At 69.2% G+C, this 26,375-nt stretch carries 22 protein-coding genes, 1 tRNA gene and 1 pseudogene; 9 read left to right on the forward strand and 15 right to left on the reverse strand.

The window, feature by feature from the left end; all coding sequences use genetic code 11:
- Positions 1-22: 22 nt before the first annotated feature.
- From ACWESM_RS04430 to ACWESM_RS04450, 5 genes and pseudogenes are all read right to left on the reverse strand, one after another.
- Positions 23-1,048: a hypothetical protein gene (locus tag ACWESM_RS04430; RefSeq protein ID WP_452490964.1), complete on the reverse strand. Its 1,026-nt coding sequence runs from the start codon at positions 1,046-1,048 to the stop codon at positions 23-25.
- A 382-nt stretch (positions 1,049-1,430) separates the two neighbouring features.
- Positions 1,431-1,504, reverse strand: a tRNA-Leu gene (locus ACWESM_RS04435).
- Positions 1,505-1,735: 231 nt separating this feature from the next.
- Entirely contained in the window at positions 1,736-2,653 is a 918-nt protein-coding gene (locus ACWESM_RS04440) for a ribonuclease Z (protein WP_452490965.1), read from the reverse strand.
- Between the two features lie 48 nt (positions 2,654-2,701).
- Entirely contained in the window at positions 2,702-4,207 is a 1,506-nt protein-coding gene (locus ACWESM_RS04445) for an amino acid permease (RefSeq protein WP_452490966.1), read from the reverse strand.
- A 273-nt stretch (positions 4,208-4,480) separates the two neighbouring features.
- Positions 4,481-4,817: pseudogene (locus ACWESM_RS04450) on the reverse strand (MFS transporter); the annotation flags it as partial.
- 158 nt (positions 4,818-4,975) lie between these two features.
- On the opposite strand from ACWESM_RS04450, the gene ACWESM_RS04455 reads away from it, so the two are divergent.
- On the forward strand, positions 4,976-5,500 hold the full coding sequence (locus ACWESM_RS04455; RefSeq protein ID WP_355074465.1) for an SRPBCC family protein: 525 nt from the start codon (positions 4,976-4,978) through the stop codon (positions 5,498-5,500).
- A gap of 21 nt (positions 5,501-5,521) precedes the next feature.
- Here the strand turns inward: ACWESM_RS04455 and ACWESM_RS04460 are convergent, their stop codons facing one another.
- The 9 genes from ACWESM_RS04460 to ACWESM_RS04500 all read right to left on the reverse strand — a co-directional run bounded on the left by ACWESM_RS04460 (position 5,522) and on the right by ACWESM_RS04500 (position 14,728).
- Positions 5,522-6,469, reverse strand: coding sequence for a Ppx/GppA phosphatase family protein (locus tag ACWESM_RS04460; protein ID WP_355074467.1), 948 nt, complete (start codon positions 6,467-6,469; stop codon positions 5,522-5,524).
- The gene (locus tag ACWESM_RS04465; protein ID WP_355074468.1) at positions 6,469-7,002 is read right to left on the reverse strand and encodes a DUF501 domain-containing protein; all 534 of its coding nucleotides are present in this window, start codon (positions 7,000-7,002) and stop codon (positions 6,469-6,471) included. The genes ACWESM_RS04460 and ACWESM_RS04465 overlap by 1 nt, the downstream gene beginning before the upstream one ends.
- A gap of 38 nt (positions 7,003-7,040) precedes the next feature.
- On the reverse strand, positions 7,041-7,598 hold the full coding sequence (locus ACWESM_RS04470) for an FtsB family cell division protein (protein ID WP_379255352.1): 558 nt from the start codon (positions 7,596-7,598) through the stop codon (positions 7,041-7,043).
- A gap of 51 nt (positions 7,599-7,649) precedes the next feature.
- Positions 7,650-8,936 (reverse strand): phosphopyruvate hydratase, encoded by a 1,287-nt coding sequence (eno, locus tag ACWESM_RS04475; RefSeq protein ID WP_355074472.1) that lies wholly within the window; start codon positions 8,934-8,936, stop codon positions 7,650-7,652.
- Positions 8,937-9,050: 114 nt separating this feature from the next.
- Positions 9,051-9,767, reverse strand: coding sequence for a lytic transglycosylase domain-containing protein (locus ACWESM_RS04480; protein ID WP_364428982.1), 717 nt, complete (start codon positions 9,765-9,767; stop codon positions 9,051-9,053).
- A gap of 95 nt (positions 9,768-9,862) precedes the next feature.
- Positions 9,863-11,470, reverse strand: coding sequence for an ABC transporter ATP-binding protein (locus ACWESM_RS04485; protein ID WP_364428978.1), 1,608 nt, complete (start codon positions 11,468-11,470; stop codon positions 9,863-9,865).
- Positions 11,467-12,288: an ABC transporter permease gene (locus ACWESM_RS04490; protein ID WP_364428975.1), complete on the reverse strand. Its 822-nt coding sequence runs from the start codon at positions 12,286-12,288 to the stop codon at positions 11,467-11,469. Before ACWESM_RS04490 ends, ACWESM_RS04485 begins: the two co-directional genes overlap by 4 nt.
- Positions 12,285-13,211, reverse strand: a complete 927-nt coding sequence (locus ACWESM_RS04495; protein WP_397278484.1) for an ABC transporter permease — start codon at positions 13,209-13,211, stop codon at positions 12,285-12,287. The genes ACWESM_RS04490 and ACWESM_RS04495 overlap by 4 nt, the downstream gene beginning before the upstream one ends.
- Positions 13,211-14,728 (reverse strand): ABC transporter substrate-binding protein, encoded by a 1,518-nt coding sequence (locus ACWESM_RS04500; RefSeq protein ID WP_397278486.1) that lies wholly within the window; start codon positions 14,726-14,728, stop codon positions 13,211-13,213. Before ACWESM_RS04500 ends, ACWESM_RS04495 begins: the two co-directional genes overlap by 1 nt.
- 316 nt (positions 14,729-15,044) lie before the next feature.
- On the opposite strand from ACWESM_RS04500, the gene ACWESM_RS04505 reads away from it, so the two are divergent.
- From ACWESM_RS04505 to ACWESM_RS04535, 7 genes are all read left to right on the forward strand, one after another.
- Positions 15,045-16,202 carry a TauD/TfdA family dioxygenase gene (locus tag ACWESM_RS04505; protein WP_452490967.1) on the forward strand — a complete coding sequence of 386 codons (1,158 nt, stop codon included), beginning with the start codon at positions 15,045-15,047 and terminating at the stop codon, positions 16,200-16,202.
- Positions 16,174-17,184, forward strand: a complete 1,011-nt coding sequence (locus ACWESM_RS04510; RefSeq protein ID WP_452491122.1) for an ornithine cyclodeaminase family protein — start codon at positions 16,174-16,176, stop codon at positions 17,182-17,184. Before ACWESM_RS04505 ends, ACWESM_RS04510 begins: the two co-directional genes overlap by 29 nt.
- Positions 17,185-17,278: 94 nt before the next feature.
- On the forward strand, positions 17,279-18,583 hold the full coding sequence (locus tag ACWESM_RS04515; RefSeq protein WP_452491123.1) for an alanine racemase: 1,305 nt from the start codon (positions 17,279-17,281) through the stop codon (positions 18,581-18,583).
- Positions 18,584-18,615: 32 nt separating this feature from the next.
- Positions 18,616-19,647 (forward strand): PLP-dependent cysteine synthase family protein, encoded by a 1,032-nt coding sequence (locus tag ACWESM_RS04520; protein ID WP_364428960.1) that lies wholly within the window; start codon positions 18,616-18,618, stop codon positions 19,645-19,647.
- 73 nt (positions 19,648-19,720) lie between these two features.
- Positions 19,721-21,124, forward strand: a complete 1,404-nt coding sequence (locus ACWESM_RS04525) for an MATE family efflux transporter (RefSeq protein ID WP_356966826.1) — start codon at positions 19,721-19,723, stop codon at positions 21,122-21,124.
- Between the two features lie 557 nt (positions 21,125-21,681).
- Positions 21,682-22,770 carry a glycerol dehydrogenase gene (locus ACWESM_RS04530; RefSeq protein WP_452490968.1) on the forward strand — a complete coding sequence of 363 codons (1,089 nt, stop codon included), beginning with the start codon at positions 21,682-21,684 and terminating at the stop codon, positions 22,768-22,770.
- Positions 22,771-22,933: 163 nt separating this feature from the next.
- On the forward strand, positions 22,934-23,887 hold the full coding sequence (locus tag ACWESM_RS04535) for a phosphodiesterase (RefSeq protein ID WP_364428952.1): 954 nt from the start codon (positions 22,934-22,936) through the stop codon (positions 23,885-23,887).
- Here the strand turns inward: ACWESM_RS04535 and ACWESM_RS04540 are convergent.
- Positions 23,835-25,298 (reverse strand): stealth family protein, encoded by a 1,464-nt coding sequence (locus ACWESM_RS04540; RefSeq protein ID WP_379255366.1) that lies wholly within the window; start codon positions 25,296-25,298, stop codon positions 23,835-23,837. The genes ACWESM_RS04535 and ACWESM_RS04540 overlap by 53 nt on opposite strands.
- A 491-nt stretch (positions 25,299-25,789) precedes the next feature.
- Between ACWESM_RS04540 and ACWESM_RS04545 the strand changes: the two genes are divergently transcribed.
- Positions 25,790-26,245: a flavodoxin domain-containing protein gene (locus ACWESM_RS04545; protein WP_412807416.1), complete on the forward strand. Its 456-nt coding sequence runs from the start codon at positions 25,790-25,792 to the stop codon at positions 26,243-26,245.
- Positions 26,246-26,375: the final 130 nt, after the last annotated feature.

Raw genomic sequence — 26,375 nt, forward strand, 5'->3', positions numbered from 1 at the left:
AAACTCGCTGACGTGGCACGGCCTAGCAGCGTTCATACTGACGCGCATAGGGTTGCGACTCCGGTGGAACGTCGCGCGAGGATGGCTGGCAACCGCCGACGAAGACCGCGAAAACGGGGTGGTAGGTGTCGCCGATCGTGTAGTCGACCACGGCACCGGGCTGGGCCAAGTAGGGAAGATGCCGTTCGGCGAGTTGTGTTGCCTGCGCAGCGGTGAATTGCTTTCCAACAGGAGGGTATATCGCGACATCCAGGGTGCGGCCTGCTTTGCCGGGCGGGTCGTATACGGAAATCTCGACGAGGAACGGGGTAGGTTGATCGGTCAGGAACCACTCCCACATCTCGAGTTCACCATTGGACGGGAAGCGGGGCCGGTTGTGCGGGAAGCGGAGTGGTCGGTCCGTGTTGAGCCACCCGGGTTCCAGGCTCGAGTGATTCTTGAACCCGCTCTCCTCATGAACGGTGGACACCGTCCAGTAGCTGGATGCCAGTTCGGGGAAGTCCTCGATGATTCGGCGCATCGCCGCGGTGGCACGGTGGGGTTCGGCCTCGGAGCCCGCTGCAACGCCGATATCGTTCCTCATCTTGTCTACGTCGATGCCGCTTGACCTCCAGCCCACCTGTGTGCCGGGGGCCGAGACTCTCACCCAGGTGTGTGCCGAGTTGGCTTCCCCGCTCACGTCCCGACCGAACCGCCAATTCGCATAATAAGAGTCCGTCCTCCGGTCGATGTAGACCTCGGTCTGGTCGCCTTGGTAGTGCGGCGGAAGCTGCTGGGTGCCCATGACACGCACCACGGACGCGGCCTCGTCCGGTGTGGCGCCATCTTCGAGCTGCACTTCGAGCCGGGAATGGTACGTGCGCGACTTGCCCTCGTAATCGAACCGATGTGACGCATCGACGACCCCGGGAAGAGCCCGGATGGCAGTTTCGATCACGCGTGACCAGCTGTCACGCTCGGCCTGGTCGGGTCCTTGTGTCGGTATAGAACATCCTGTCAGCAGGACTGCCGCCATCATCAATATGACGGTCGGGGTGGTTCGGCGCATAACGTCTCATTCTGTCCGGTCAACACACCTGGGTTGGAACGAAGCGTATCCCGATCGATGGTGCGATCGGGCCACGCTCGCATTGCGTTGAGCCAGGGCTGCGTGTCGAGCGCCATCCGGAAGACGAACGAGTCGTAGCGGTCTCGTGGATATGAAAACTCCGAGATCATCAGTACTTCACCATCGGCCGCGAGGAAGCGCTGATGGACCTACTGGACGAGTTCGCCTGACGGCACCTCGAGCCATACGGCATGGGTCGGCACCCGGTCGCGGACGCGATGAACCGGGGAGCTCCGGCAGCTACTGCGGACTCACTGCGGACCGAGGGCGTGGACGCGGTCGAAGCGAATGGCGGGAGAGGGAATCTACCTGCGGTCGTGAGTGCCCCCAGTCGGACTCGAACCGACACTTGGCGGATTTTAAGTCCGCTGCCTCTGCCAATTGGGCTATAGGGGCGTCCGGGACAGCGTACCGAGTCGTACGGCTGTACCGGAATTCCGACAATTTGTCGGGGTGGCGGGGCGTCGGCCGTGGCCGGGTGCCGGACGGCGCGGTCGGGTGACCGGTGCCGGTGGCGGTTGTTCGCAGCCCGGGTTGGCAGGCGTCCCAGAGAACTAGATCGGTGGCGGCGGGCTGGTGTTAGCGTCCGCGCGTCATCTCGGCGTGTCGGATGTTCGCGGCGGAGTGTCAGCGCCGGGGTGGCAGCGGGATCCTGGCGAGGTCGGTGGCTATGTGGATCTCGCCGGAGAAGTACTTCGCCGCTTCGGCCAAGTGCTCGTCGAGGTCGCGGTAGCGCTGGGAGAAGTGGGTGAGCACCAGGGTGCGAACGCCCGCGTCGGCGGCCACCCGGGCGGCTTGGCCCGCCGTGAGATGGCCGTATTCGAGGGCCAGCTGTTCGTCGGCGTCCAGGAACGTGGCTTCGATGACGAGCATGTCGACGTCGGCGGCCAGCTCCCCGATTCCGGGGCACAGCCGGGTGTCCATCACGAAGGCGAAGCTCTGACCGGAGCGCGGTTCGCTGATCTCCGCCAAAGTGATCGTGCGCCCCTCGAATTCGACACTGCCGCGCTGTTGCAGTTCGGAGATGATCGGGCCGCGCAATCCCAGGGCGCGCAAGCGGTCCGGCAGAATGCGCCGGCCGGGCGGCTCGCTGAGCCGATAGCCGAAGGTGTCCACCGGATGGGAGAGCCGCACCGCCGTCACCGTGAACGCCGCCTCGGGCAGGTCGACGGGACCTGGGGCGAGGATCGGGCGAGGCCGCAGCTCGGCGCGGTGATAGTACGACGTCGCGTTGACCAGGCGCTCGTAGTACGCCGCGCCGGACGCCGGGAAGCAGACGTCGACCGGATGCGGCACCCGGTCGAGGTTGATCCGCTGCACCACTCCGGCCAGCCCGAGACTGTGGTCGCCGTGGAAATGGGTGATGGCGATCCGGGTGAGCCCGGTGACGCTCACACCGGCATAGGTCATCTGCCGTTGCGTGCCCTCACCGGGATCGAACAGGATCGCCTCGTCGTCCCACCGGAGCAGGTACCCGTTGTGGTTTCGCTGTTTCGTCGGCACCTGACTAGCGGTCCCGAGAACAACCAACTCACGCTGCGACACGGCGTCAGGCTATCCGCCGCCACCCCACACCCGAACTCCGGCCGCGTACTAGGTGACGGAAGCCTTCCGGAGCACGGAGTTGTGCCGCGAGTAGGCGAAGTAGACGACGAACCCGATCACCATCCACACCAGGAACCGCAGCCAGGTCTCCACCGAGAGATTCAGCATCAGCCACGCGCACGCCAGCACCGCCAGGATGGGGATCAGCGGTACCAGCGGAACCCGGAATCCACGCGGCAGGTCCGGACGCGTGCGTCGCAGGATGAGCACGCCGACCGACACCAGCACGAACGCGAACAGCGTCCCGATGTTGACCATCTCCTCCAGCGTGCCGAAATCCACGAACCCGGCCAGCAGCGCACACGCCACGCCGACGATGACGGTGACCCGCACCGGCGTGCCGTTCTTACCGGTGTGCGAGAGCTTGCGCGGCATCAGCCCGTCACGCGACATCGCGAACAGCACCCGGGTCTGCCCGAGATACATCACCATGACCACCGTGGTGAGCCCGGCGAGGGCGCCGATCGAGATGATGTTCTTCGCCCAGGTCACCCCGTGGATGCCGAACGCCGTGGCCAGTGTCGCGTCGCCATGGGACAACTCGGTGTAGGGCACCATGCCGGTGAGCACGAGCGACACCGCGACGTACAGGATCGTCACGATGAGCAGCGAGCCCAGGATGCCGCGGGGCACCGCCTTCTGCGGGTTGCGGGTCTCCTCCGCCGTCGTGGCGACGACGTCGAAGCCGATGAACGCGAAGAACACCAGGCTGGCCGCGGCGAGCAGGCCGTACCAGCCGAAGTTGCTGTGCCCGGCGCCGGTCAGGAAGGAGAACAGCGACTGCCGCAGCCCCTCGCCCCGCTCACCGGGCTGCGACGGCGGGATGTAGGGCGAGAGGTTCGAGGACTTGAAGTACGTGAGGCCGACGACCAGCACCAGCGCGATCACGCCCAGCTTGATGGCGACGGCGACCGCCGACACCCGCGAGGACACCTTGGTCCCGGTCGCGAGCAGCACGCCGAGCACCGTGATGAGCAGCACCGCGCCCCAGTCGAAGTTCACCGGGCCGAAGTGCGCGATCGGAGACGTGGTGCCGAGCACCTCGCCGAGGTATTGCGACCAACCCTTGGCCACCACCGCCACGGCGAGCGCGAACTCCAGGATCAGGTCCCAGCCGATGATCCAGGCGACGAGCTCGCCGAAGGTGGCGTAGGAGTAGGTGTAGGCACTGCCCGCCACCGGCACCGTGGAGGCGAACTCGGCGTAGCAGAGCGCGGTCAGTCCGCAGGCGATCGCGGCGAACACGAAGGCCAGCGAGACGGACGGACCCGCGACGGTGCCCGCGGTGCGCGCGGTGAGGGTGAAGATGCCCGCGCCGACCACGACGGCCACGCCGAAGACGGTGAGGTCCCAGGCGGTCAAATCCTTGCGTAGCTTCGAGTCGGGTTCGTCGGTGTCGCGGATCGACTGTTCGACGGACTTGGTGCGGAACAGACCGCCCCACCGAGACGAGACATCACCCGCCGAATCGGCTTGTGGCCCGGGTTTCGTCACGCGTTCTCCTTAATTCGTGCCAATTGCTTGTGTTCTGTACCCAGACGGCGAGTCAATGCACGCCTGCCATGAATTTGCTGATCCATGGTGCGATGGCGGCGACGATCAGCCCCGCACACACCATGACCGTCCCGGTGATACCGAAATAGGCGAACTCGTGACCTGGGTCATAGAACCGAGCCAAACTACCCGACACCGACGTGCCGAGACCAACCGAGAAAAAAATACAATGCCATTGTCTGAGCCCGGAAAGCCTCCGGGGCGAGTCGAGTGCACGGCCGGCGCGATGTGCCCGGCCATGACCACGACGCCGCCGTAGAAGAGGGTGAGTTCCATCCCGGGCAAACGGTCGGCGATCCAGCCGCCCAGGACGGTGGGCAGAGAGACCAGGCCGACGTAGGCGCCGACGATGCCCACGGCCGTGTCCTTGCCCCAGGCCCAGACCGCCGTCGGTCGCCGAGTAGTGCAGGTAGTGCCCGAGGATGGTGACCATCCCGTAGAACGAGAAGCGCTCCCAGAGTTCGACGCCGAACAAGTTGGCCAGCCCGATCGGGTGGCCGAACACGGTTCGTGTCCCCACTGGTTCCCGCGATGTTTTCGCTTCGACCATGCTCCGAAGATCGCATCTCGAAGCGCGCCGGGGAGGATTCGTTTGTTCTGTTCAGGCGGGCCGCGGAACCTGGACGCGGCCGGTGGTTTGCCCCCGCACCTATCGGGCACCCCGCAATCGACAGGCAAACCGGCCCGCACCCAGAAAGCGTTGAGCTGATGGTCCACGTGGAAATCACCGTGCCGACTACACCGGAGCAGGTTTTCTCCGTCCTGGCCGACGGATGGCTGTTCGCCGCCTGGGTCGTCGGCGCCACGCACATTCGCGACGTCGACGACGAATGGCCCGGCGTCGGCGCGTCGCTGCACTACAGCGCGGGCGTATGGCCGTTCACCGTGAGCGACACCACGGAGGTCGTGTCGGTGGATCCGCCGCACATGCTCGAGTTAGAGGCCAAGCTCTCGCCGTTCGGCGCCGCGTGGATCCGGCTGGAACTCGTCGAGACCGCGACCGACGAGACCCAGATCCGGATGTACGAGCACGCCGAACGCGGGTTGGGCCGGCTCATGCCCAACGCGCTGCAAGAACTCCTGCTGGTGCCGCGGAACATGGAATCGCTCTCCCGGCTCGCCGATATCGCCATCGGCAAGGCGCGCCGTGCGGGTCACGCCGGAATCGGAGTCCGCGCCGGAACCGAGACGCACGCCGAGGTGAAGCTGAACGGACACGTCCCACAGACCTGACCGCGGCCACGCCGAGCCGGATCAGGCGATCGACAGTGCGATGCCGTCGAGGATGTCGTGCTCACTGACGATCAGCTCGGAAATACCCGCGCGCCGGGACAACTCCTCCGCCAGTACTTCGGTGATGACCGCGCCGCCGCCGATCACGTCGACCCGGCCGGGGTGCATCGGTCCCAGCGCTGCGCGCTCATCGTGGTCCATGGCGATCAGCCGGTCGCAGACCTGATGCACCTGCTCCGAGGTCAAACGAGTGAGATGCACCCGCTCCGAGTCGTATTCGGGGAGATCGAGCGCGACCGCGGCGAGCGTGGTCATCGTGCCCGCCACGCCGACCCAGGTGTGCGCCCCTTCCACCGGAACGTGCGTGAACGCTTCGGTCAACCGCTCGGTGGCGAAGGCGCGGGCGGCGGCGATCTCCTCGGCGGTCGGCGGGTTGCCCGCCAGACACCGTTCGGTGATCCGGACGCAGCCGATGTCGGCGGAGAACGCGGCGCGCACCCCCGCGCTGTCCCCGAACACCAGCTCGGTGGAACCGCCGCCCAGGTCGACGACGACGAATGGACCGGCCGCGCTGGACAATTCGCCGATGGCGCCGGCGAACGACAGGCGCGCCTCCTCGTCGCCGGTGATCACCTCGGCTTCCGCGCCCGCGACCACCGCACCGAGTTCGGCACGCGCCATGGCGAAGAAATCCTCCCGGTTGGCGGCGTCCCGGGTGGCGGACGTCGCCACCATCCGCACCCGGCCGACGCCCGCCTCGCGCATCAGCGCGACGTAGTCGGCCAGGGCGGCGCGGGTGCGTTCGATCGCCTCCGGCGCCAGCGAGCCGGTCGCGTCGACGCCTTGGCCGAGGCGGACGATGCGCATCTCGCGGTGCACGTCGGCCAACCGCCCGTCGTCGAGCACGTCGGCGATCAGCAGTCGGATGGAGTTCGTGCCGCAATCCACGGCGGCTACCCGGTCACTCATCACTGTGCTCCAGTCTCTCGCGCGCTACTCGGCCGGGACGCGGGCCAGTCGGCCGGAATCGCGGTGCCGCGCAAGCCGTGTTCGGCGGCCAGCGCCACCGACTCGTCGCCGAGCGGATTCACGCCCGGCCCCTTGGCCAATGCGTGGGCGATCAGCACGTGCAGGCACTTGACCCGTTCGGGCATCCCGCCGCCGGTGAAATCCGTGCCGAGCGATTCGATTTCGTCGCGTTCGGCCAGATAGCTCTCGTGCGCGGCGCGGTAGGCGGCGGCCAGCTCCTCGTCCGCGGCGAGCCGCTCGGTCATCTCCCGCATCACGCCGGCCGATTCCTGCCTGCTCGCCTCCGCGGTGAGCCGGGGATCGGTGAGATAGTAGAGGGTCGGGAAGGGGGTGCCGTCCGGCAACCGGGGCGCGGTCTTCACAACGGCCGGGATCCCGTCCGGGGTGCGGTAGGCGATGGCGAGCACGCCGCGCGGCGCACGGCCCAGCTGCTCGGCGATGATCGCGAGATCCTGGTCGGTGGGTGCGGTCACCTATGTCCTTCCGGTGCTCGAGGTGGTGGCGCGGCGGCCTAGGGCGTCGGCTGCGGCTCGGAGATGCTGCGCCACAAATCGGTGTACCAAGGCTGGGGGTCCCTGGCTCTGGTGGGCGCGGGCGGCGGCGCGGGCGCCTCGATGCCGGGCACCTGCACGATATACGGCGTCTCGCCTGGCATCACCAGACGCAGGCGGTCCCGCGCCTCGCTGCGGATGTAGGCCGGATCCTGTTGCTGCGCACGACGATCCCGCAGCCGGGCCAGATCCGTCTCGAGTTCCTCGCGCTGCTGCGCCAGCTGCGCCGCCTCCGCGCGCTGGGTGAAATACGTGCGCATCGGCACGGCGAGGGTGAGCGCGAGCCCGCACACCACCATCGCGAGGATCACCGCCTTGCCGGTGGAGAGGCCGAGGAACGTGTGGTCGTGCCTGTCGCCGACCGAACCAGTCTTGCGCGGTTTCGGCTTCTCCGCGGGCTCCGATCGCCTGCGACCGCGCTTGGCGGCGGAGTCGGCCGGGCGCGATCCGGCGGCACGCGACGTGCGGCGGTCCCCGCGTCCGGCCGGACTGGTCCCACGCGCACGTCGCTCCGTCATCTCACGCCTCGGTCTCTACTTCGCGGTACTCCCGGGGTTCGTGCCCCAAGCTCAGCCTTCGAACGCGAAGCGGGGGAACGCGACGTCACCCGCGTAGCGCGCCGAATCACCGAGCGCGTCCTCGATGCGCAGCAGCTGGTTGTACTTGGCGACCCGCTCACTGCGCGCCGGGGCGCCGGTTTTGATCTGGCCGCTGCCCACCGCGACGGCGAGGTCGGCGATGGTGGTGTCCTCGGTCTCGCCGGAACGGTGCGACATCATCGTCTTGTAGCCGTTGCGATGCGCCAGCTCCACCGCGTCCAGGGTCTCGGTGAGGGTGCCGATCTGGTTCACCTTGACCAGCAGCGCGTTGGCGGCGCCCTTGGCGATGCCCTCCTCCAGGCGCTCCGGGTTGGTGACGAACAGGTCGTCGCCGACGAGCTGGATCTTCTCGCCGATCTGGTCGGTCAGGGTCACCCAGCCGTTCCAGTCGTCCTCCGACAGCGGGTCCTCGATGGACACCAGCGGGTAGGCGGCGATCAACTCGGCGTAGAACTGCGCCATCTCCTCGGCCGAACGCACCACACCTTCGAACTTGTAGCCGCTGCCGGAGGTGAAGAACTCGGTGGCGGCCACGTCCAGCGCCAGCGCCACGTCGCTGCCCAGCTTCAGGCCGGTCTTGGCGATGGCCTCGCTGATCAGGTCGAGCGCCGCCTTGGTGCCCGCCACGTCGGGCGCGAAACCGCCTTCGTCACCGAGGCCGGTGGACAGGCCCTTGGCCTTCAGCACCGACTTCAGCGCGTGGTAGACCTCCGCGCCCCAGCGCAGCGACTCCTTGAAGGTGGGCGCGCCGATCGGGGCGACCATGAATTCCTGCACGTCGACGCCCGTGTCGGCGTGCGCGCCGCCGTTGAGGATGTTCATCATCGGGACGGGCAGCACGTGCGCGTTCGGGCCGCCGAGGTAGCGGAACAGTTCGAGGCCGGAGGACTCGGCGGCGGCGCGGGCCACCGCCAGCGAGACACCGAGCAGGGCGTTGGCGCCGAGCCGGGACTTGTCCTGGGTGCCGTCGAGGTCGAGCAGCACCTGGTCGACGGTGCGCTGCTCCACGGCGTCCAGGCCGATGACGGCGGGCGCGATCTCGTCGAGCACGCCCTCGACCGCCTTGCGCACGCCCTTGCCGCCGTAGCGCTCGCCGCCGTCGCGCAGTTCGACGGCCTCGTGCTCGCCGGTGGACGCGCCGGAGGGCACAGCCGCCCGGGTCAGGGTGCCGTCGTCGAGAGCGATCTCGACCTCGACGGTGGGGTTACCGCGCGAATCGAGGATCTCGCGAGCTCCGACCTGTTCGATGATGGCCACGAAAAAGACACTCCTTCGGCTGCTGACACGGTATGTCTCACGGGATGGGCCGTGCGCTGCGAGCCTATCGTCCCGGCGGCGAGGCGGGTAACCGGCACTCCGGCGACCGGGAGATCACACCCGGCGGCCGATGCTGTAGCTCGCGGCCCGGTCGCGCACGGTCAACAGGTAGCTGTGCGACTGGTTGTAGGTGAGCAACGCCCGCTGCCAGCCGTGCTCGGAGGTGAGGTCGCCGCCGCTGGCGCACAGATACCTGGCTGCGGTGAGCGCGGCGTCATCGATGTTCTGCGGATCCGCGACGCCGTCTCCGTTTGCGTCGACGCCCCAGCGCTTCCAGGTCTCCGGGATGAACTGCAGCGGGCCGACGGCGCGATCGTGCTCCGGATCGCCGTCGAGCACGCCGCCGTCGGTGTCCCGCACCAACGCGACGCCCGGCGAGCCGTCCAGCGGGACTCCGATGATCGGCGGGCGGACCGAGCCGTCCGCGCCGAGCTGCGCCCCGCGATGGGTGCCGTGCTTGCTCTCCACGCTCGCGATGCCCGCGAGCGTCGTCCACGCGATGCCGCAGTCGGGACGGGCCCTGGTCATCACGGCCGCCGCGTAGCCGTACGCCTCCAGCGCGATCGGCGGTATGCCGAGCCCATCGGCCTGCTCATCGGCCCAGCCGCGCAACTGGACGGCGGTGCGACCGGGAGCGTCCAGGTCGATCACGGGCAGCGGGGCGCCCGGGCCGGGCGGGATGCCCTCCGGGATCGGGGTGCGGTCGGTCCCGCAACCGGCGAGCCCGAGGAGCACCACGATGGCGGCCGAGACGCCGGTCTTTCGCAACACCCTTCCATCATCCAGATGCCGGCGCGGGCCCGCGGCAAGCCGGTGACGGAGCGCACTGCGTGTCGAAAGCGCGTATGACCCGCACGGTCGCCGTGTCAGACCAGCAGTTCGCTGGTCGCGCTGTGCGTCGGCGCGGTGAGCACCGTTCCGGTGTCCCCGGATTCGACGACGCATCCCTGGTCGAGGACGATCAGCCGCGGACAGTATCCGGCGACCAAGGCCATGTCGTGTGTGATGACCAGCAAGGCGGTGTCACGTTCGGACCGGATCCGATCCAGCAGCGCCATGATCGCCGCCGCGGTGGTGTGGTCCAGCGCCGAAGTGATCTCGTCGCACAGGAGCACGGCGGGTTCGGCGGCGAGGGCGCGGGCCAGCGCGACTCGTTGCCGCTGGCCGCCGGACAGTTCGTGCGGATAGCGGGCGGCCAGGTCGGCGGAAAGCTCGACGGCGGCAAGAATTTCCTCGATCCGCCACGCGAGATCCCGGCGTGCGACCCGCCCGATCCGCCGCAAAGGGCGGCCGAGCGTTTGCGCCACGGTGCGGCGCGGGTTGAGCGCGGACCGGGGGTTTTGAGTGACCAATTGAATGCCGCCCGCGCCATGGTGAATTCGCCGGTTCGCCCCAACGGCGATCGGGTCGCCACGCAGTTCGAGCGATCCGGTCGCCGAATGGTGCAGCCCCGCGAGCACGCGAGCCAAGGTGGTCTTGCCCGCGCCCGACGCGCCCACCACCGCGAGCGCCGAGCCCGCCTTCAGCGCGAGGTCGATGTCGGCGAGCACCCGGTGTCCGTCGATCGAGGCGCTGATGTTCTCGGCGCGCAGCACGACGTCGGGCGGTCGGTTGTCCGTCGAGACGGCCGAAGGCTTGTGACAGTTGCGCGCTCGCTCTCCGGTCGAGGCGACGTCCGGCGGAGGGAGAGCACTTCGCCGTTCGGCACGCACCTGTGTACCGCCCGACGGAGACGGAGGCGGGGACGCCGGACGGACCGCGCCGAGTTCGACGATGTCGTCGGCGATCGAGTGCACGAGAGCGGTGTCGTGCCCGGACAGCAAGATCGCCGCCGAACGCTCGCGGGCGAGTGCCGCCAGCTGCCCGGCGATATCGGTGCGCAGTGCGCCGTGCAGTCCGGCCAGCGGCTCGTCCAGCACCAGCACGCCGGTCCGGCGGATCAGCGCCCTGGCGAGGGCGACGCGACGCTGCTGACCGCCGGACAATTCACCGGGGCGGCGGCGAAGGTAGTCCGGCGACAGACCGACCAGCGCGAGCGTGTCGATCAGGGTGGACTCGGGCGCGCGCGGCGCGACCTCGCGTAACAGGGCGCGCACGCGCAGCAGCGGGTTCAGCGCCGACCCGGGATCCTGCCCGACGTAAGCGATATGCTGACGTCGGAAGCGTTGCAGCGCAACGCGATCGAGCGCCAGCACATCGTGTCCGGCAACCGATGCCGAGCCCGTCGTGCGCGCCGCCGCGGACGGGAGTTGCCCGAGCAGTGCGCGCATCACCGTGGTCTTGCCCGACCCGGACGGGCCGGTGAGCGCCGTGACCGTGCCCGCCGGTATCCGGAAAGTCGCGGGTCCGGCCAATTCTCGCCCGTCCGGACCCAGCACGGTCAGGCCGTCGACCGCGACGAGATCGGCCCGCACCTGCCCGGCGTCATCCGCCTCGGCCGTCCGACGCGCGCTCGTCGTGACGTTCACGTTCATTCCCGCTCCCCTCGCCCGAACGCCGACACCGCCAGGTTCACGCTCACCGCGACGATCGCGATCGCGAGGCTCGGAGCGAGCACGGCCCAGGGGTTGAGCAGCATGCCGGAGGCGTTCTCGCGCACCATGACCGCCCAGTTGCTCGCACCGAGCGTCGTGGGCAACTGGAGGAAGGACGCCGTGCTCACCAGATAGACCGCCGCCACGAAACGCAGCCCGAGCTGAGTCGTCGACACCGCGCGCAGGTTCGGGATCACTTCCCGGAATACCAGGTGACCGAGCGACTCACCGGCGGCTCGCGCGCTCTCTACATATCCGGACGCCGCGACCCCAGCGGCGGCGGCCGTGAAGATCCGCGCGCAATAGGGAACGCCGAACAGCAGCGCCAGGACGATCAGTCCCAGGGTTCCCGCGTCGGGCCACGAGGTCAGCACGAGCAGAATCCCCAGCACCGCGGGTAGCAGGATGAACAAGTCGGTGCCGAGTTCGATCCACTGGCCGATCCGCGGGCGCAGCGCCGCGACCGCGCCGAGGACACACGACAGTCCGGTCACCGACACCGCGATCACCGCGGCCACCAGCAGCAATCCCCAACCGCCATAGAGCAACTGGCTGAGCACGTCGCGGCCGAGCCGGTCGGTGCCCAACGGCGCGCAGGCAGCGGGATCGCCGAACGGGATGCCGATCGCTTCCTCCGCCGGGTGCGGCGCCAGCGTCGGTCCCAGCGCCGCCGCCAGCGTGACCAGCAGAGCGGGCGCGACGGCCAGCCACCCGAGCCGCCACCGCGCCGGGCGCGCGATCTTCGCGGGAGCCGTCATCGCCGCCCCCGCAACGACCAGGCGCGGATTCCGTCGGCGGCGGCGAGCACGACCATGATGAGCACCCCGGACAACGCGACCACCGCGGCCACCACCGAAGTGTCCCGATCGGCCACCGAACCGGCCAGGACCGCCCCTAGACCGGGATAGTTGAACACGGTCTCCACCACCAGAGCACCGCCGAGCAGCATCCCGACCGTGGTGGCGAAGCTGGCGACTATCGTCGGCAACGCGAACGGCAGCACGTGCCGCGCCAGCACCGCACGGCCCGAAAGCCCATCCAGCACAGCGCTTTCCACGTGCGGAGCCAGCGCGGCGTCGGACAAGGCGGCGCGCACCACCCTGGTGTTCCATCCGATCTGGGGCAACGCGAGCGCGAGCACCGGCAACACCAGCATCTCCGGTCCGGCCGGCATCCCCGACCGGCCGGTGATGGTCACGGCGGGCAGCCAGCCCAGCGCCAGCGCGAACACCAGGATCAGCACCGTGGCGATCACGAATTCGGGAACGGCCACCGCGGTGGTCGTCGTCGGCTGCAAGACGCGCGCGGCCACGCTGCCCGGACGCGTCGCCCACCACGCGCCGAGCGCGAGCGACGCGAGCACGGTCACCGCGAGGGCGATACCGCCGAGCAGCAGCGTCGGCGGGAACTTGTCGACGAGCAGGTCGTCGACCGGCCGTCCGCGCGCGGTACGTCCGAAATCGCCGGTCACGACGCCCGCGATCCAGTTCCAGAACCGCACCGCCAGGGGACGGTCCAGTCCGAGTTCGTGTTCTTTCGCGGCGATCTGCTCGGGCGTGGCCTCCCGGCCGAGGACGGCGCGGGCGGCGTCGCCCGGCAGCAGGTCCACGGCGACGAAGACGCAGGCCAGCAGCGTCACCAGCAGGATGACGCGCCGGAGCAGCAGTCGCGCGAACAGCATCACCCGGCCAGCCAGGCCTTCTCCAGCTGGACCCTGGCGAACCCGCCGAGCGTGGGCAGGTCGCGCACCCGGGAGGCGGCGATGTCGATGCCGTCGGCCATGCCCCAGACCAGGTAGCCGCCGCGCTCGTACTGGATGCGCTGCAACTCCTGATTCGCCTGCCGGTACTCCGCGTCGGTGCGCGCGGCGAGCGCTTTCGCGGTCGCGGCGTCGAATTCGGCGTCCGCGAAACCGGTTTCGTTGCGGTTCGATCCGCTCGAAAGCAATTTGCTCGCGAAGAAGAGGGTGGAGTCGTTGGTGCCCCAGGAGATCGTGTACAGCGGCGCCTTCAACCAGGTCTGGTCGTAGAAGGCGTTCGGCTCCTGGGTGACCACGTCCAGCCGGACACCGATCTCGGCGAGCTGGGTGGCGATCACCTTCGCCGATTCCACCTCACCGGGCGCCTCGGCCTTGGTGACGAAGGGGTAGCTGCGCCCGGTGTCGAATTTCGCCTCGCGCAACAGCGCTTTCGCGCGATCGAGGTCGCGGGTGCGCTGGGCGAGGGAGGTGTCGTAGAGCGGATCGGCCGTGCCGAGAATGTCGTTGGCCACCGTTCCGTATCCGGAATGCACCTGGTTGACCAAGGCTTTGCGGTCGATGCCGAGCCGTAGGGCGGTGCGCACCCGTGCGTCGGCGAACGGCCCGTCGGAGCTGCGCATGGCGACACCGACCACCGTATCGTTCGGTCGGCGCACGACGGCCAGATCGCCGCGTCCCTCGGCGGTGCGGCCCGCGATGGCGCCGACGTTGGAGGCCAGGTCGATCTGCCCGCCGAGCACCGCGTTGCCCAGCGCGGTCACGCTTTCGAACATGGTTACCTCGATGGCGTCCAGCGGCGGCGGCCCGCCGTGCCACCGCTCGTTGCGCACCAGCCGGGCGTTGCCGCCCTGATAGGACTCCAACCGGAACGGTCCGCTGCCCACGGCCTTGGTGAAATCGGTGGTGTCCTTTTTGACCGTGAACGTCATCAGCCGCACCAGCAGCGGCAGTTGGGTATTCGGTTCGGGCACGGCCAGCACCACCCGGTTCGGCCCGTCGGCGGAGATGTCCTCCACGGCCACCGGCATCTTCGACGCGCCACCGACCGTGCGCAGCCTGCGCAGCGACCACACGACATCTTCGGACGTCACCGGTGTCCCGTCGTGGAAGGTCGCGTTCTCGGCCAGGGTGAAGCTCCAGCGCCGCCGGTCGGCGTCGGGCTCCCACCGATTCGCCAGGCGGGGAACGACGTTCGGGTTGCCGCCCGGCACGGTGAGGGCGTCGTAGACCAGGGAGGTGACGAGGAAGTCGCTGTCGTTGCTGAGGTTGGCGTGCGGATCGCGTTCGATGCGCGCCGCGGTGCCGAGCGCACCGACTCGCAGCGTGCCGCCAGGTCGCGCGGGCCCGGACACGTCGGCGTCATCGGAACAAGCGGCCACCAGCAGCACAGCCCCCACGCCGAGACTCGACCGCAGCAAGTCCCTTCGATTCAAAACCATTGTGCTGCCCCTCTTCCTGAACCGAACCCACGGCGGTACCGCACACAGTGCCTCGATCAGGACAGGCTAGCCTAATGCGCGGCGCGACTCGCCGATACCGGCATCAAAACGGCAGTGCAAGGGCGCATCTCCCGCAAACCCCCGACCGAGCCCCGGCACGTCCACCGGACCGACTTCACCCGAGCCGAAGTTATGCGATTCGGCTATTTTTTGCCGACTCGCTTAGGTAAGCCTTGCTTCACTTCATACAAAGGGCTACCTTCCCATACTAATCGTGAACCCTGCTTTTCCCACTGCTGCGAAGAAGGGATACCCGGTGAAAAGCGTTCTCTCCGAACGTAAGCCGCTTCACCCCCTAAACCTCGAACGACGCGAGCTTTCCCCGGAAGCGGGCCGCGCGGTGCGCGCTGTCGCCAGAGAGATATCGGTCACGCTCGATCTCGCACTCGCCGATCCGGCGGCCGCGGCGCGCACCCTCTCGGACCCCGCGCTCATCGAACGGATCGATGCGGGCGCGGCACGGCTCCCCGCCGAAGTGCGCCACGCCATGCGCCCGCCCGCCACCCCCGCGGGCGCCACAGTCGTCGGTCGTCTTCCGCTGGTGGACAACGAATTCGGACCGACTCCGCCGAACTGGCGGGAGGCGGCGCGCTGGAGCGGAGATCCGGAGCGGCGCGCGCGTTCGTTCGAACTCGACTTGGTGATGCTGCTGCTGGCGCGGAGCGCGGGCGAGCCGTTCGGCTGGCAGGGCCAGCAGGACGGCCGATTGGTCAACAATATTGTTCCCGCGGCCGGTCAGGAACACGAACAGTCCGGCGCCAGCAGCAAAGCGCTGCTCAGCCCGCACACCGAGGACGCCTTCCATCCGGAGCGCGCCCACCTGCTGATGCTCGGTTGCCTACGTAACCCGGATCTGGTCGGCACCACCGTGTCGTCGGTGCGCCGGATCGAACTGTCCACCGCGCAACGCGAACTGCTCAGCACTCCCGCACTGCCGATCCTGCCGGATGTCTCCTACGGCGACGGTCACGAAACCTACCCGGCCGCACCGATTCCGACGCTGTGGAGCATCGCGGGCGCCGACCGGCAGACGCTGCGCTACGACCCGGCGTACACACCGCTCGACGACGCCGACCCGGAATTCCGCGCGGCATATGAACAACTCGCCGCCGAGCTCGAACGCGTCTGCGTCACCGCGTCGCTCGCCCCCGGCGAGCTGTTGCTGGTGGACAACGACGTCGCCGTGCACGGCCGAGTGCCGTTCACCGCCCGGTACGACGGCACCGACCGGTGGCTCAAGCGAGTGAACATCCGGCTTCCGGAACGCCGACGGCGGGCCGAGGAAGCCGACGAGAATGGCTACGGGCAACAAACCGTAGCCCCGTTCCGGACGGCGGCCACCCCGCCGGTTCAGAGCGGCACTCATGAGCGGGATGCAGTACGACATGATCGAGGACCCCTTGAGCACGCGTGACCGAAGCACACCCCTGCGGGTGTTGAGCCGAAGCGACCTCGCCGACGTGCCGATCACACCGGCCGCGGTGGTACGCGCCGTGGAAGAGGCGTATCTCGCCCTGGCGGCGGGCGATTCGGACAATCCGCGCAAGCTCAGCGTCGCCAACCCCGACGGCTGGTCGGTCGCCTACGCCATGCTCGGCCGGGACGGCCGCAGGCGCGTGGTGGCGATGAAGACCTCCTACAAGTTCGACCCCGGCCACGATCGCAGCACGAAGCGGTACTACACGACCATCACGCTCTACGACGACAGCACCGGCGCGCCGATCGCGATGATGGACTGCGCGCGGGTCGGCGCGTTGCGCACGCCCGCGGTGTCGGCTCTGCTGGTGCGCGAGACGATCCGGCGGGGCGCGGAGAGCGTGCTGCTGATCGGCACCGGAACCCAGGGCCGCAACGCCCTTCCGCATCTGCTCGCCGCGAACCCGCAGCTGCGCAAGCTGATGGTCTACGGCACGCACCCCGAGGGCCTGGCAGCCGTGCATCGCGTGCTCGCCGAGCACCATCCGCACGCGCTGCTCGAGACCGTCACCGATCCACGCGCCGCGGCGGCCACGGCCGATGTCGTGCTGGCCACGGCGGGCCCGGCCACCGAAGTGGCGCTCGAATCCGACGATCTGGCCACCGGTTCGGTGGCGGTGCTGGTCGGTTACGGGCTCGCGCCGTCCGCGCTGACCGATGCCGACCGCGTGATCGCGACCAGCGCCGAGCAGATGGCGCTGACCGGCACCGACATGGCCGGGCCCGACGGCACGCTGCGCACGGTGGACGCCGAGCTGCCGCAGATCCTCGATCGCCGTGCGGTCGCGCGCCGCTCCGACGACGAGCGCGTCTTCGTCTACAACAGCGGGCTGGTGCTGACCGACATCGCGGTGGCCCACGCGCTGGCGGAGCGGGCGATCGCGGAAGGCCGTGGCACGGAGGTACCGCTGTGGGACTAGCGCACGGAGGTGCACGGTGGGACTAGAACACGCGAGTGTCACCGTGGCGCCCGCGGACGAGGCGGCCACGCGCGATTCGATCAGCGCGTCACCGATGCCCGCGCATCTCGATCCGTGGGAGCGCCGCCTGTTCGCCGATCCGGACCTGCTCGGTGACCTCGCTTTCACGCTGGGCGGGCCGTTCCACGTGATGTACCCGGCGCGGGTCGGCCACAACATCCGGGCCTTCCACGGAGCTTTCGAGAGCGCCGGGGTGCAAGGTGCCATCTACTACGGCAAGAAAGCGAACAAGGCCGCGTGCGTCGCGCGAGCCTGCGCGGAACACGGTGCGGGCGTCGACGTCGCCAGCGTCGGCGAGCTGACCGCCGCGCTGGCACAAGGCGTGCGCGGTGCCGAGCTCATGGTGACCGGACCGGCGAAGGCGGACGACCTGCTGTGGCTGGCCGCCCGGCACGGTGCGCTGATCGCCGTGGACGATCTCGGCGAGCTCGAACGGCTCGCCGCGCTGGCGCCCGCCGACGGGCCCGCGCGAGTGCTGATCCGCGTGCTGCCCGCGGCCTCGGCCAGCCGGTTCGGCATGACCTCCGGCGAAATCGAGGAAGCCCTCGCGCTGTGCGGCGCACGCGATTCGATTCGTTTGGAGGGCTTCAGTTTCCATCTGTCGGGCTACGACGCGGTGGCGCGCACGGAACTGGCGGGCGAGCTGATCGCCCGCTGTCTGCACGCGCGCACGCTGGGGCATCCGGCCACCACCGTGTCGATCGGCGGCGGCTTCGGCGTCGACTACGTTCCGGCGGACGCGGCGACGGAGTTCACGGCGCGGGCGGGTAGGCAGTGGTTCCACTCCGGCAAGGCCTTCGATTCGTACTATCCGTACCACTTTCCGGTGCCCGGCGCGGCCATGCTCGCGCAGATCCTCGACCACGCGGATCTCGCCGGACGACTGCGCGACAACGCCGTGCGGCTGGCCGTCGAACCGGGGCGCGCGCTGCTCGCGCACGCGGGCTGCACCGTCTTTCGCGTCCAAGGCAGCAAGACCAGGCACGCGCACGGCCAGCCCTACCGGTTGCTCACCGTGGACGGCACCAGCCTCAGTCTCTCGGAGCAATGGTTCGACAGCGAGTATCTGCCCGATCCGGTGCTGTGGCCCGCACGACCCGGCACCGCGACGCCGACCAGCGTCGGGGCCGCCACCTGTCTGGATTCCGACATGCTGAGCTGGCGGCGGGTGCCGTTGCCTCGCCCCGCCGAGGTCGGCGATCTGCTGATCTACCCGAATACCGCCGGTTATCAGATGGATTCGAACGAGTCCGCGTTTCACGAACTGCCCATCCCACCGAAAGTCGTACTGCACGACGCACCCGGCGATCGCTTCCGCTGGACCCGCGACGGCAGCTGACCCGACTTCCCGACCAGAACCAGGAGACCTCGATGCCGCTCGTCACGCGCGTGACGGATCTGATCGGCCGCACGCCGCTGTTCGAGCTCGCGGCCACCGCGACCGGCACCCGCCTGCTGCTCAAACTGGAGCAGTTCAACCCGACCGGTGCGGCCAAGATCAGGATGGCGCGCGAAATGGTGCTCGACGCCGAGCGTCGCGGTTTGCTACGCAGTGGCGGACATATCATCGAGTCCACATCCGGCAACACCGGGCTCGGCCTCGCGGTAGTTGCCGCGGAACGTGGGTATCGCTTCACCGCAGTGGTCGACCATCACGCATGTAAGGACAAACTGCGCGCGATGCGGGCAATGGGTGCGGAACTGGTGTTCGTCGCCGACGAGGGCGACGACAACCTGGCCACCTCGGCACGGGAGGACCTGGCCGAGGCGATGGCGGCCGAACGGGACGACGCGTACTTCACCGAGCAGCACAACAACGACGCCAACGCGGTGGGCTACTACCCGGTGGCCGAGGAATTGCTCGAGGACGTCGACCGGGTCGACATCCTGCTGTCCGCCGTGGGGACCGGAGGTTCGCTGTTCGGCACCGCGACCCGGCTGCGCCAGCTCGGCTGCACGCCGCACGTCATCGGGGTCGAACCGGTCGGCTCGATCGCCTTCGGCGGGCCGGGCGGTCCGTACTGGCAGTCGGGCACCGGCACCCCGCCGGGCGCCACCATCGGCACCGCCGTGGACTATTCGCTGCTGGACGAGGGCGTGAAGGTCACCGACGTGGCGGCCTTCGCGACCGCCCGCGCGGTCGCCGCCGAACTGGGGCTGATGATCGGTGGGTCGGCGGGCGGCTCGGTGTACGCCGCGCTCACCCGGCTGGAGGAGTTCCCGCCGGGCTCCACCGTGGTCACCATCGTGTGCGACGGCGGGGAGAAGTACTTGGACACGGTGTTCGACGACGAGTGGATGAACGAGCGCGACCTGCTCGACCCCGGCACCGAACGCGAGATCGCGCTGCTGCTGCGGCGCTACACGCCCGCCGCCAGGAGCACGTTGGTGGAAGCGCGGTGAGGTCCGGTCGTTGGTACGGTGCGACGCTGCGCCCGCGCGGGACGACGCTCCCGCCCTCTGTGAAGGAGAACCGGTGATCGTGACGAGTTTCCGCGGCGACGGCGGGCGGCTCACCGCGCTCGCGACGCCGATCGCGCTGACCCAGCTCGCCCAGATCGCGGTATCCACCACGAACATCGCGCTGATGGGCACGCTCGGCGTGCGGCAGGTCGCCGCGGGCGGCCTGGCGATCGTGCTGTTCAACCAGATCCGCACCATGTGCGTCGGTTTGATCACCGGCAGCGGCAACCAGATCGCCACCGCCGTGAGCGCGGCGGGCAAACGCGGCGAATCACCGGATCCGGAGATCCGCGACCTGCTGCGCTCGAGCTTCGCGATCGCCACGATCGCCGGGTTGCTCGGCGGTGCGGTGCTGATCGGGCTCGGCTGGGCGCTGCCCTGGCTCGGCCAGGACCCGGGAGTGCTCGCCGACGCCCGCCCGCTGATGATGGCGCTCGCGCCGGGCCTGCTGCCGTGCCTGTGGTTCCAGGTGCTGCGCCAGTACACGGTCGGCATGCAGCGCCCGCAGGCGCTGCTGCTGGTGACGCTCGGCTCGGTGGTGCTGAATCTGCTGTTGGCGCTGGGCTTCATCCACGGCAAGGGCGGCCTGCCCGAACTCGGGCTCACCGGTATCGGTGTCGCGACCTCGCTGGTCTTCCTGATCACCTTCGGCGTGTTCTGGGTGATGGTGTGGCGCGACGAGGAACTCGGCCGCACCCTGCCCGGCACGCCGCTGCCGGTGCGGCTCACCACCGTGCGCGCCGAGCTGCGACTGGGCACGCCGATCGCGCTGACCTACGGCTCCGAGGCCGGCATGTTCTCGGTGCTCGCGCTGGTCATGGGCAGCATCGGCCCGGCGGCGCTGGCCGCGCACAACGTCGTCTACCAGATCATCTACATCGTGTTCCAGGTGGCGATCGGTCTCTCGCACGGTGCGTCGATCCTGGTCAGCCACGCGGTCGCGCGCGACGAGCATGCGCACGCCCGTGCACTGGCCTGGCTGGCGCTGCGGCACGCCGCGGTGATCGCCGCGGTGACGGGCGCGGTGTACGTGATGGCCCCCGATCTGGTGCTGCGCCCCTTCCTGGACTCCTCGGACGCCGACACCATCCAGGTCGCGCACACCCTGCTGCTGATCGGCATCGTGCTGCAATTCTTCGACGCCGCTCAGAACATCGGCACCGGCCTGCTGCGCGGGCTGAAGGCGACCAACGCGGGCTTCCGGCTCTCCCTGATCGGCTACTGGGGCGTAGGCCTGCCCGTAGCCCTGCTGCTGGCCTATCCGGCCGGGCTCGGCGCGGCGGGCGTCTGGTGGGGACTCACCGCGGGCCTGGCCACCACCGCGATCCTCATGCTGCGCCGCTACTTCGCGTTGCTGGACGAGAAGGACCGCGACCGGCCGCACCTGCTCCCGGAGACCCTCACGACCCAGAGCTGATCGGTCCCGATCGCGCTCCGGGCACCTCCGGGTCGTCGGACGGCTCTCGCGATCGCCGAAGCCGCATCGGCCGGGCCCCCGGCCGCACGACAAGTTGGGCTGAACCGGTCCGACGTGGTCCACGACGGACGCCTACCCCGTTCCGGGGCTGCCCCGGCACGCCACTCGCGGTGCCCAAGGGCGGCCTCGGAGCAGCTAGTCCAGCCCGGGACGGGGATGCCTCGAAACCCGCCGTGTACCGGCCCGACGGCCCGTCGCGGGGCAGCGCCCGCAGCGGCTTCGACCGGAGCTTCGACGCTCGGGAGCCGTGCTCGGACCGTGTGATCGCGAAGGTCCGGCGGACTCCGGGCCTGCCGGTGCCGGAACGTGCGATCGAGATCGTGGGCACCGACGACGGAAACTGGACTCGCGCCGACCCGGTTCGGCCATCACCGTCGGCGCTCCACGCGTGCGGGTTCTCTCGACAACGACCGTGGCGGAGGGTGTGTCGCGTAGCGTTGAAAACGTCGTCGGCCGGGCCGGGATGACGTGCGCGGCCCGGGATCGGGAGGTGCCGGATGCTGAGCGTGTTCTCCTCGCCGGGGCACTACGTGCAGGGCCGGGACGCCACCGCCGCGCTCGGGGCGGAGATGACCCGCCTCGGCATCGGCGGGCCGGTGCTCATCGTGGCGGGCTCCAGCGCTTTCCGGCTGCTGGCAAGCACCTGGGAGCGCTCGCTGACAGACGCGAAGATCGCCTATTCGATCCATCTGTCCGGTGGCGAATGCAGCCGGGCCGAGATCGCCCGGATCGCCCACGCCGTCGAGGAATCCGGCAGCACGGTCGTCCTCGGGGCCGGCGGCGGCAAGGTGCTCGACGCGGCCCGCGCGGTCGCCGACGACCTCGATCTGCCGATGATCAGTTGCCCGAGCACCGCCTCCAGCGACGCACCGTGCAGCGCGCTGTCGGTGATCTACACCGACGCGGGCGAGTTCGAGGCGTATCAGCTCGTGCGGCGGAATCCGGCGCTGGTGCTGGTGGACACCTCGGTCGTCGCGCAGGCCCCGGCCCGGCTGCTCGCCGCGGGCATGGGCGATGCCCTGGCGACCTGGTTCGAGGCGCGCACGTGCAGCGCCGCCCAGGTGCGCAACATGCGCGGCGGCGCCTCCACGCGCAGCGCCGCCGCCTTGGCCGAACTCTGCTATCGCACCCTGCTCGCCGACGGCGCGCAGGCGCTGACCGCCGTCCGCACCCGCGGCGTCACACCGGCGCTGGAGCGCGTCGTCGAGGCCAACACCTTGCTCTCCGGACTCGGCTTCGAATCGTCCGGGCTGGCCGCGGCGCACGCCGTGCACAACGGTCTGACCGCCGCCGCGCGAACGCGCCCGTTCCTGCACGGCGAGAAGGTCGCGTTCGGCACCCTCACCCAATTGGTGCTCGAGGGCGCGCCCGCGTCCGAGATCGGCACGGTGCTGGATTTCTGCGCCGAGGTGGGTTTGCCGACCACGCTGGCCGCCCTCGGGCTGCCCGAGGCCGACGACGAGACACTGGCGGCCATCGCACAGCGTGCGACCGCTCCCGGCGAGACGATCCACAACGAACCCTTCACGGTGGATGCCGCGATGGTCGTGGACGCCCTGCGCACCGCCGACGCCCTCGGTCGGTGACCAATCCCACATCCACCCGCGTTCACCCAGCGTCCGACACCGAAACCTCACCTTCCCGCAAGCGAGTCTTCATCAACCGCCGGGAAACCTGTCCGTAACCGGCGCTATCGTGGCGACGGAGCCAAGCCAATGGCGGGCAAACCGCCAGGAGGGATTCGGTCCGGTGTCCATCACCAGAGTCGCGGAGTATCCGCGTCCGGATCATGTGTTGTTCCACTTCAGCGATACACATCTCATCGCGGGCCACGACCCCCTGTACGGCGATGTCGACGCCGACCTGCGGTTACGGCAACTGCTGGACCAGGCCGCGGCGAGCGGGATCCGGCCGACCGCGATCGTGTTCACCGGCGACCTCACCGACCGGGGCGAGCCCGCCGCGTACGCCAAGCTGAAGTCGATCGTCGAACCATTCGCCAGAAGTCTGCAGGCGCCCATCGTGTGGGTCACCGGCAACCACGACGACCGCGCCGCCCTCCGCGCCCGCCTGCTCCACGAGTACCCCACCAATTCCCCGCTGGACCGGGTGCATCTGATCGACGGATTGCGCATCGTCGCCTTGGACACCTCGGTGCCCGGCCACCACTACGGGGAGATCTCCGACGACCAGCTGGAGTGGCTGCGCTCGGTCCTGGCCGAGCCCGCGCCCTTCGGCACCATCCTGGCCATGCACCACCCGCCGGTGCCGTGCGTGATCGACCTCGCCGTCACGGTGGAACTACGGGATCAGCGCCGACTGGCCGACGTGCTGGACGGCACCGACGTGCGCGCCGTCCTCGCCGGGCACCTGCACTTCTCCACCAGCGCCACGTTCGCGGGCATCCCCGTCTCGGTGGCGTCGGCCACCTGCTACAGCCAGGATCTCGGTGTGGCGCAGGGTGGCCTGCGCGGCCGGGACGGCGCGCAGGCCTTCAACTACGTGCACATCTATCCGGACACCGTGGTGCACTCGGTGGTGCCCATCGAGCGCGGTCGCACGGTGGGCGCTCCCGCCACGCCGGAGGAGGCGCGGCAACGGCTGACGGAGGAGGGCATCGTGATCCCGCCCGCCGCGCGCATCCCGCACGTCATGCGGCGCCCTGCGTCGACTCCGGAAGCGGATGACGAGGCGGTGTACTGAGCCGTTCCCACGGCGCGGGCTCGGGGTAGTAGCGGGCCAGGAACTCCGAGACGATCCGCACCCGGTCGGACTCGGCGACCTCGGGGAAACTGCCGTCGTTGAGGCAGAAGAAGTCGACGTCGCGATGACGCGCCAGCCCGTCCAGCAATGCCAGACCGTGGTAGCTGGTCGTGTCGACGTACCGCATCTTCGCCGACTCCTGGGGCACCGCGCGCCCGGTCAGCATGGCGTAGTAGTGATACAGCGAATTGGTGACCGAGATGTCGGTGGCCGCGCGGAACCGGCTCGCGCTCGTGCGCGCGAAGTCCGCGGCGAACTCCTCCTCCATCTCCATGAGCACGCTGCGTCGCAATGGCGCGGGCGTGTGCTCCAGGTGCCGCGTGATGACATAACCGAAGCGCTCCGCCAGCAGCGCCCGGTTCACCCGGGCGGCGTTCTCGAAACCGCTGCGCCGCTCGTTGTTGCGTCCGGGCCCGATCCTGGTGTCCGCTTCGATGAATCGGCTCACGCCGCCCGGCGTGAAGAACATCGACGGACGCACCGGACGTGCGAAGAACATGTCGTCGTTGGAGTACAAGAAGTGCTCGCTGAGCCCGTCGATGTGCTGCAACTGGCATTCCACCGCGTGCGAATTGAACACCGGCAAGCCGCTGACGTCCCGGAAGTGGTCCGCCGCGGGCACCACGGTCACCTTCGGATGCGCGGTCAGCCACTCCGGCGGCGTGGAGTCGGTCGCGATGAAGATCCTGCGGATCCACGGCGCGTTCTTGTGCACCGACCGCAGGGCGTACTTCAACTCGTCGATCTGGCGGATCCTGGCGTCCGCGTCGTCGCCCTCGCCGACCACGACCTGAGCGAGCATCCCGGCGCGGCGCGCGCGGAATTCCGGATCGGAGCCGTCCACCCAGGAGAACACCAGGTCGATATCGAACCCGACGTCACCGGTCTGCGGCGCGAACATGTCCGCCAGGGTGGGCCAGGTCCGGTCGAACAGCCGCACCTGCGTGCGCTGGACGTCGGCGAGGTCGAAGACCGGGCGGGTCAGCGCGTTCGGGCGCGGGCAGGTCACCGTGTCGCCGTGGTATTCCCACAGCTCCAGCTCGACATGGTGCGCCGGGTCGTGGTCGCGCCCGAGCCGGAAGACGTTGTGCCGCAATTCGACACAGGAGAACCCCGCCGACATCGCCGCGGCGGTCACCCGGCGCACCATCAGGCGCTGCGCCGCGTCGGCCGCGAGCACGAGCCGGTGCCCGCTGTCGCGCACCAGCAGGAACGGCACCTCCGCGGCGGCCAGTTCCGCGCGCAGGTAGCCGAGATCCTCGATCATCGCGGCGGACACGGCGAGATTGCTCGCCATGGCCCGCGTGACCATTTCCACCGCCCCCGAGTCCACTGCTCCCCTGTCCGTCATGACTGCCTCCACTTCCGTCGAACCACCGGTCTGAAGATTGCGTCCGGGGCACCGCGCCGAGCGCCGATCCGTCGATGCCGGGGCATCGACGTGCGAGGACCGCGCGCCTGGCGCGGTGACATTCAGAAGTGGGGAAGGGTGCCGAAGCGCGGGTACGAATTGATCACCCGGTATGTAGACGACTGGTAGACCATTTCGTTTCACCTCACTCACGGCCGGACGCGCATGGCGTCATGGATGGAAGCGCTGCACTCGTGCGGGAACGATCGAATGGCACGGGTGGCAGCTGTACGCCGGACGGTCATCGGCCGACTGGAAAGTGGTCTGCCCAGGAAACTCCGGGCACCTCTACGAATGATGCAACGCGCTCGACATTCCGTCAATCGGTGCGGCTGAACCGCACCTGTCCGTGCGCTGCCCACGGTCGTGGCACACACTGGGCAATATAATTAGGATAGGCTCACCATATCATCAGAGAAAGGGTTGTGCCGGTGCGCGTCGTCATTCTGTTCGGATCCGAGATGGGCACCGCGGAGTCCGCGGCGGACACCATCGCCGCGGAGTTGCGCGGGGCGCACGACGTCTCGGTGCACGACATGACGGACTTCGACCTCGCGGATCTGGACGTCCGCGACTTCCACGTCGTCGTGTGCTCGACCTACGGCGACGGCGAGCTGCCGACCGGCGCCGAACCCTTCGCCGACGCGCTCGACCGCGACACGCCGGATCTGCACGGGCTGCGTTTCGCCGTCTTCGGGCTCGGCGACATCGTGTACGGCGACACGTTCAACCGCGGCGGCGAGATCATCGCCGAGAAACTCGCCGCGCGCGGCGCCGTGCAGGTGGGCGAGCACGCCCGGCACGACGCGTCGACAGAGGTCCGCGTGCGCGACATGGCCAGGGAGTGGGCCGCCGCGCTCGACATTCCCGCGCTGATCTCGGCCTGACCGGCGCCGGGCACGCGCCGCTGGTCACCGAAGCGCGGTCCGGACAAAGCGCCCAGCGCCAGCGCGCAAGGCGCACAGCGCCTTAGACTGCTATCAAGCGCGGCACAGCCCGCCGCGCTCGACGATCCAT

Source organism: Nocardia sp. NPDC003999 (assembly GCF_053604885.1).

Coding starts and splice junctions, on each gene's coding strand:
- ACWESM_RS04430 (WP_452490964.1), bottom strand. CDS start 1,048: ATGCGCCGAACCACCCCGACCGTCATATTGATGATGGCGGCAGTCCTG.
- ACWESM_RS04455 (WP_355074465.1), top strand. CDS start 4,976: ATGGTCCACGTGGAAATCACCGTGCCGACTACACCGGAGCAGGTTTTC.
- ACWESM_RS04460 (WP_355074467.1), bottom strand. CDS start 6,469: ATGAGTGACCGGGTAGCCGCCGTGGATTGCGGCACGAACTCCATCCGA.
- ACWESM_RS04470 (WP_379255352.1), bottom strand. CDS start 7,598: ATGACGGAGCGACGTGCGCGTGGGACCAGTCCGGCCGGACGCGGGGAC.
- ACWESM_RS04485 (WP_364428978.1), bottom strand. CDS start 11,470: ATGAACGTGAACGTCACGACGAGCGCGCGTCGGACGGCCGAGGCGGAT.
- ACWESM_RS04490 (WP_364428975.1), bottom strand. CDS start 12,288: ATGACGGCTCCCGCGAAGATCGCGCGCCCGGCGCGGTGGCGGCTCGGG.
- ACWESM_RS04495 (WP_397278484.1), bottom strand. CDS start 13,211: ATGCTGTTCGCGCGACTGCTGCTCCGGCGCGTCATCCTGCTGGTGACG.
- ACWESM_RS04500 (WP_397278486.1), bottom strand. CDS start 14,728: ATGGTTTTGAATCGAAGGGACTTGCTGCGGTCGAGTCTCGGCGTGGGG.
- ACWESM_RS04510 (WP_452491122.1), top strand. CDS start 16,174: ATGATCGAGGACCCCTTGAGCACGCGTGACCGAAGCACACCCCTGCGG.
- ACWESM_RS04515 (WP_452491123.1), top strand. CDS start 17,279: ATGCCCGCGCATCTCGATCCGTGGGAGCGCCGCCTGTTCGCCGATCCG.
- ACWESM_RS04520 (WP_364428960.1), top strand. CDS start 18,616: ATGCCGCTCGTCACGCGCGTGACGGATCTGATCGGCCGCACGCCGCTG.
- ACWESM_RS04530 (WP_452490968.1), top strand. CDS start 21,682: ATGCTGAGCGTGTTCTCCTCGCCGGGGCACTACGTGCAGGGCCGGGAC.
- ACWESM_RS04540 (WP_379255366.1), bottom strand. CDS start 25,298: ATGACGGACAGGGGAGCAGTGGACTCGGGGGCGGTGGAAATGGTCACG.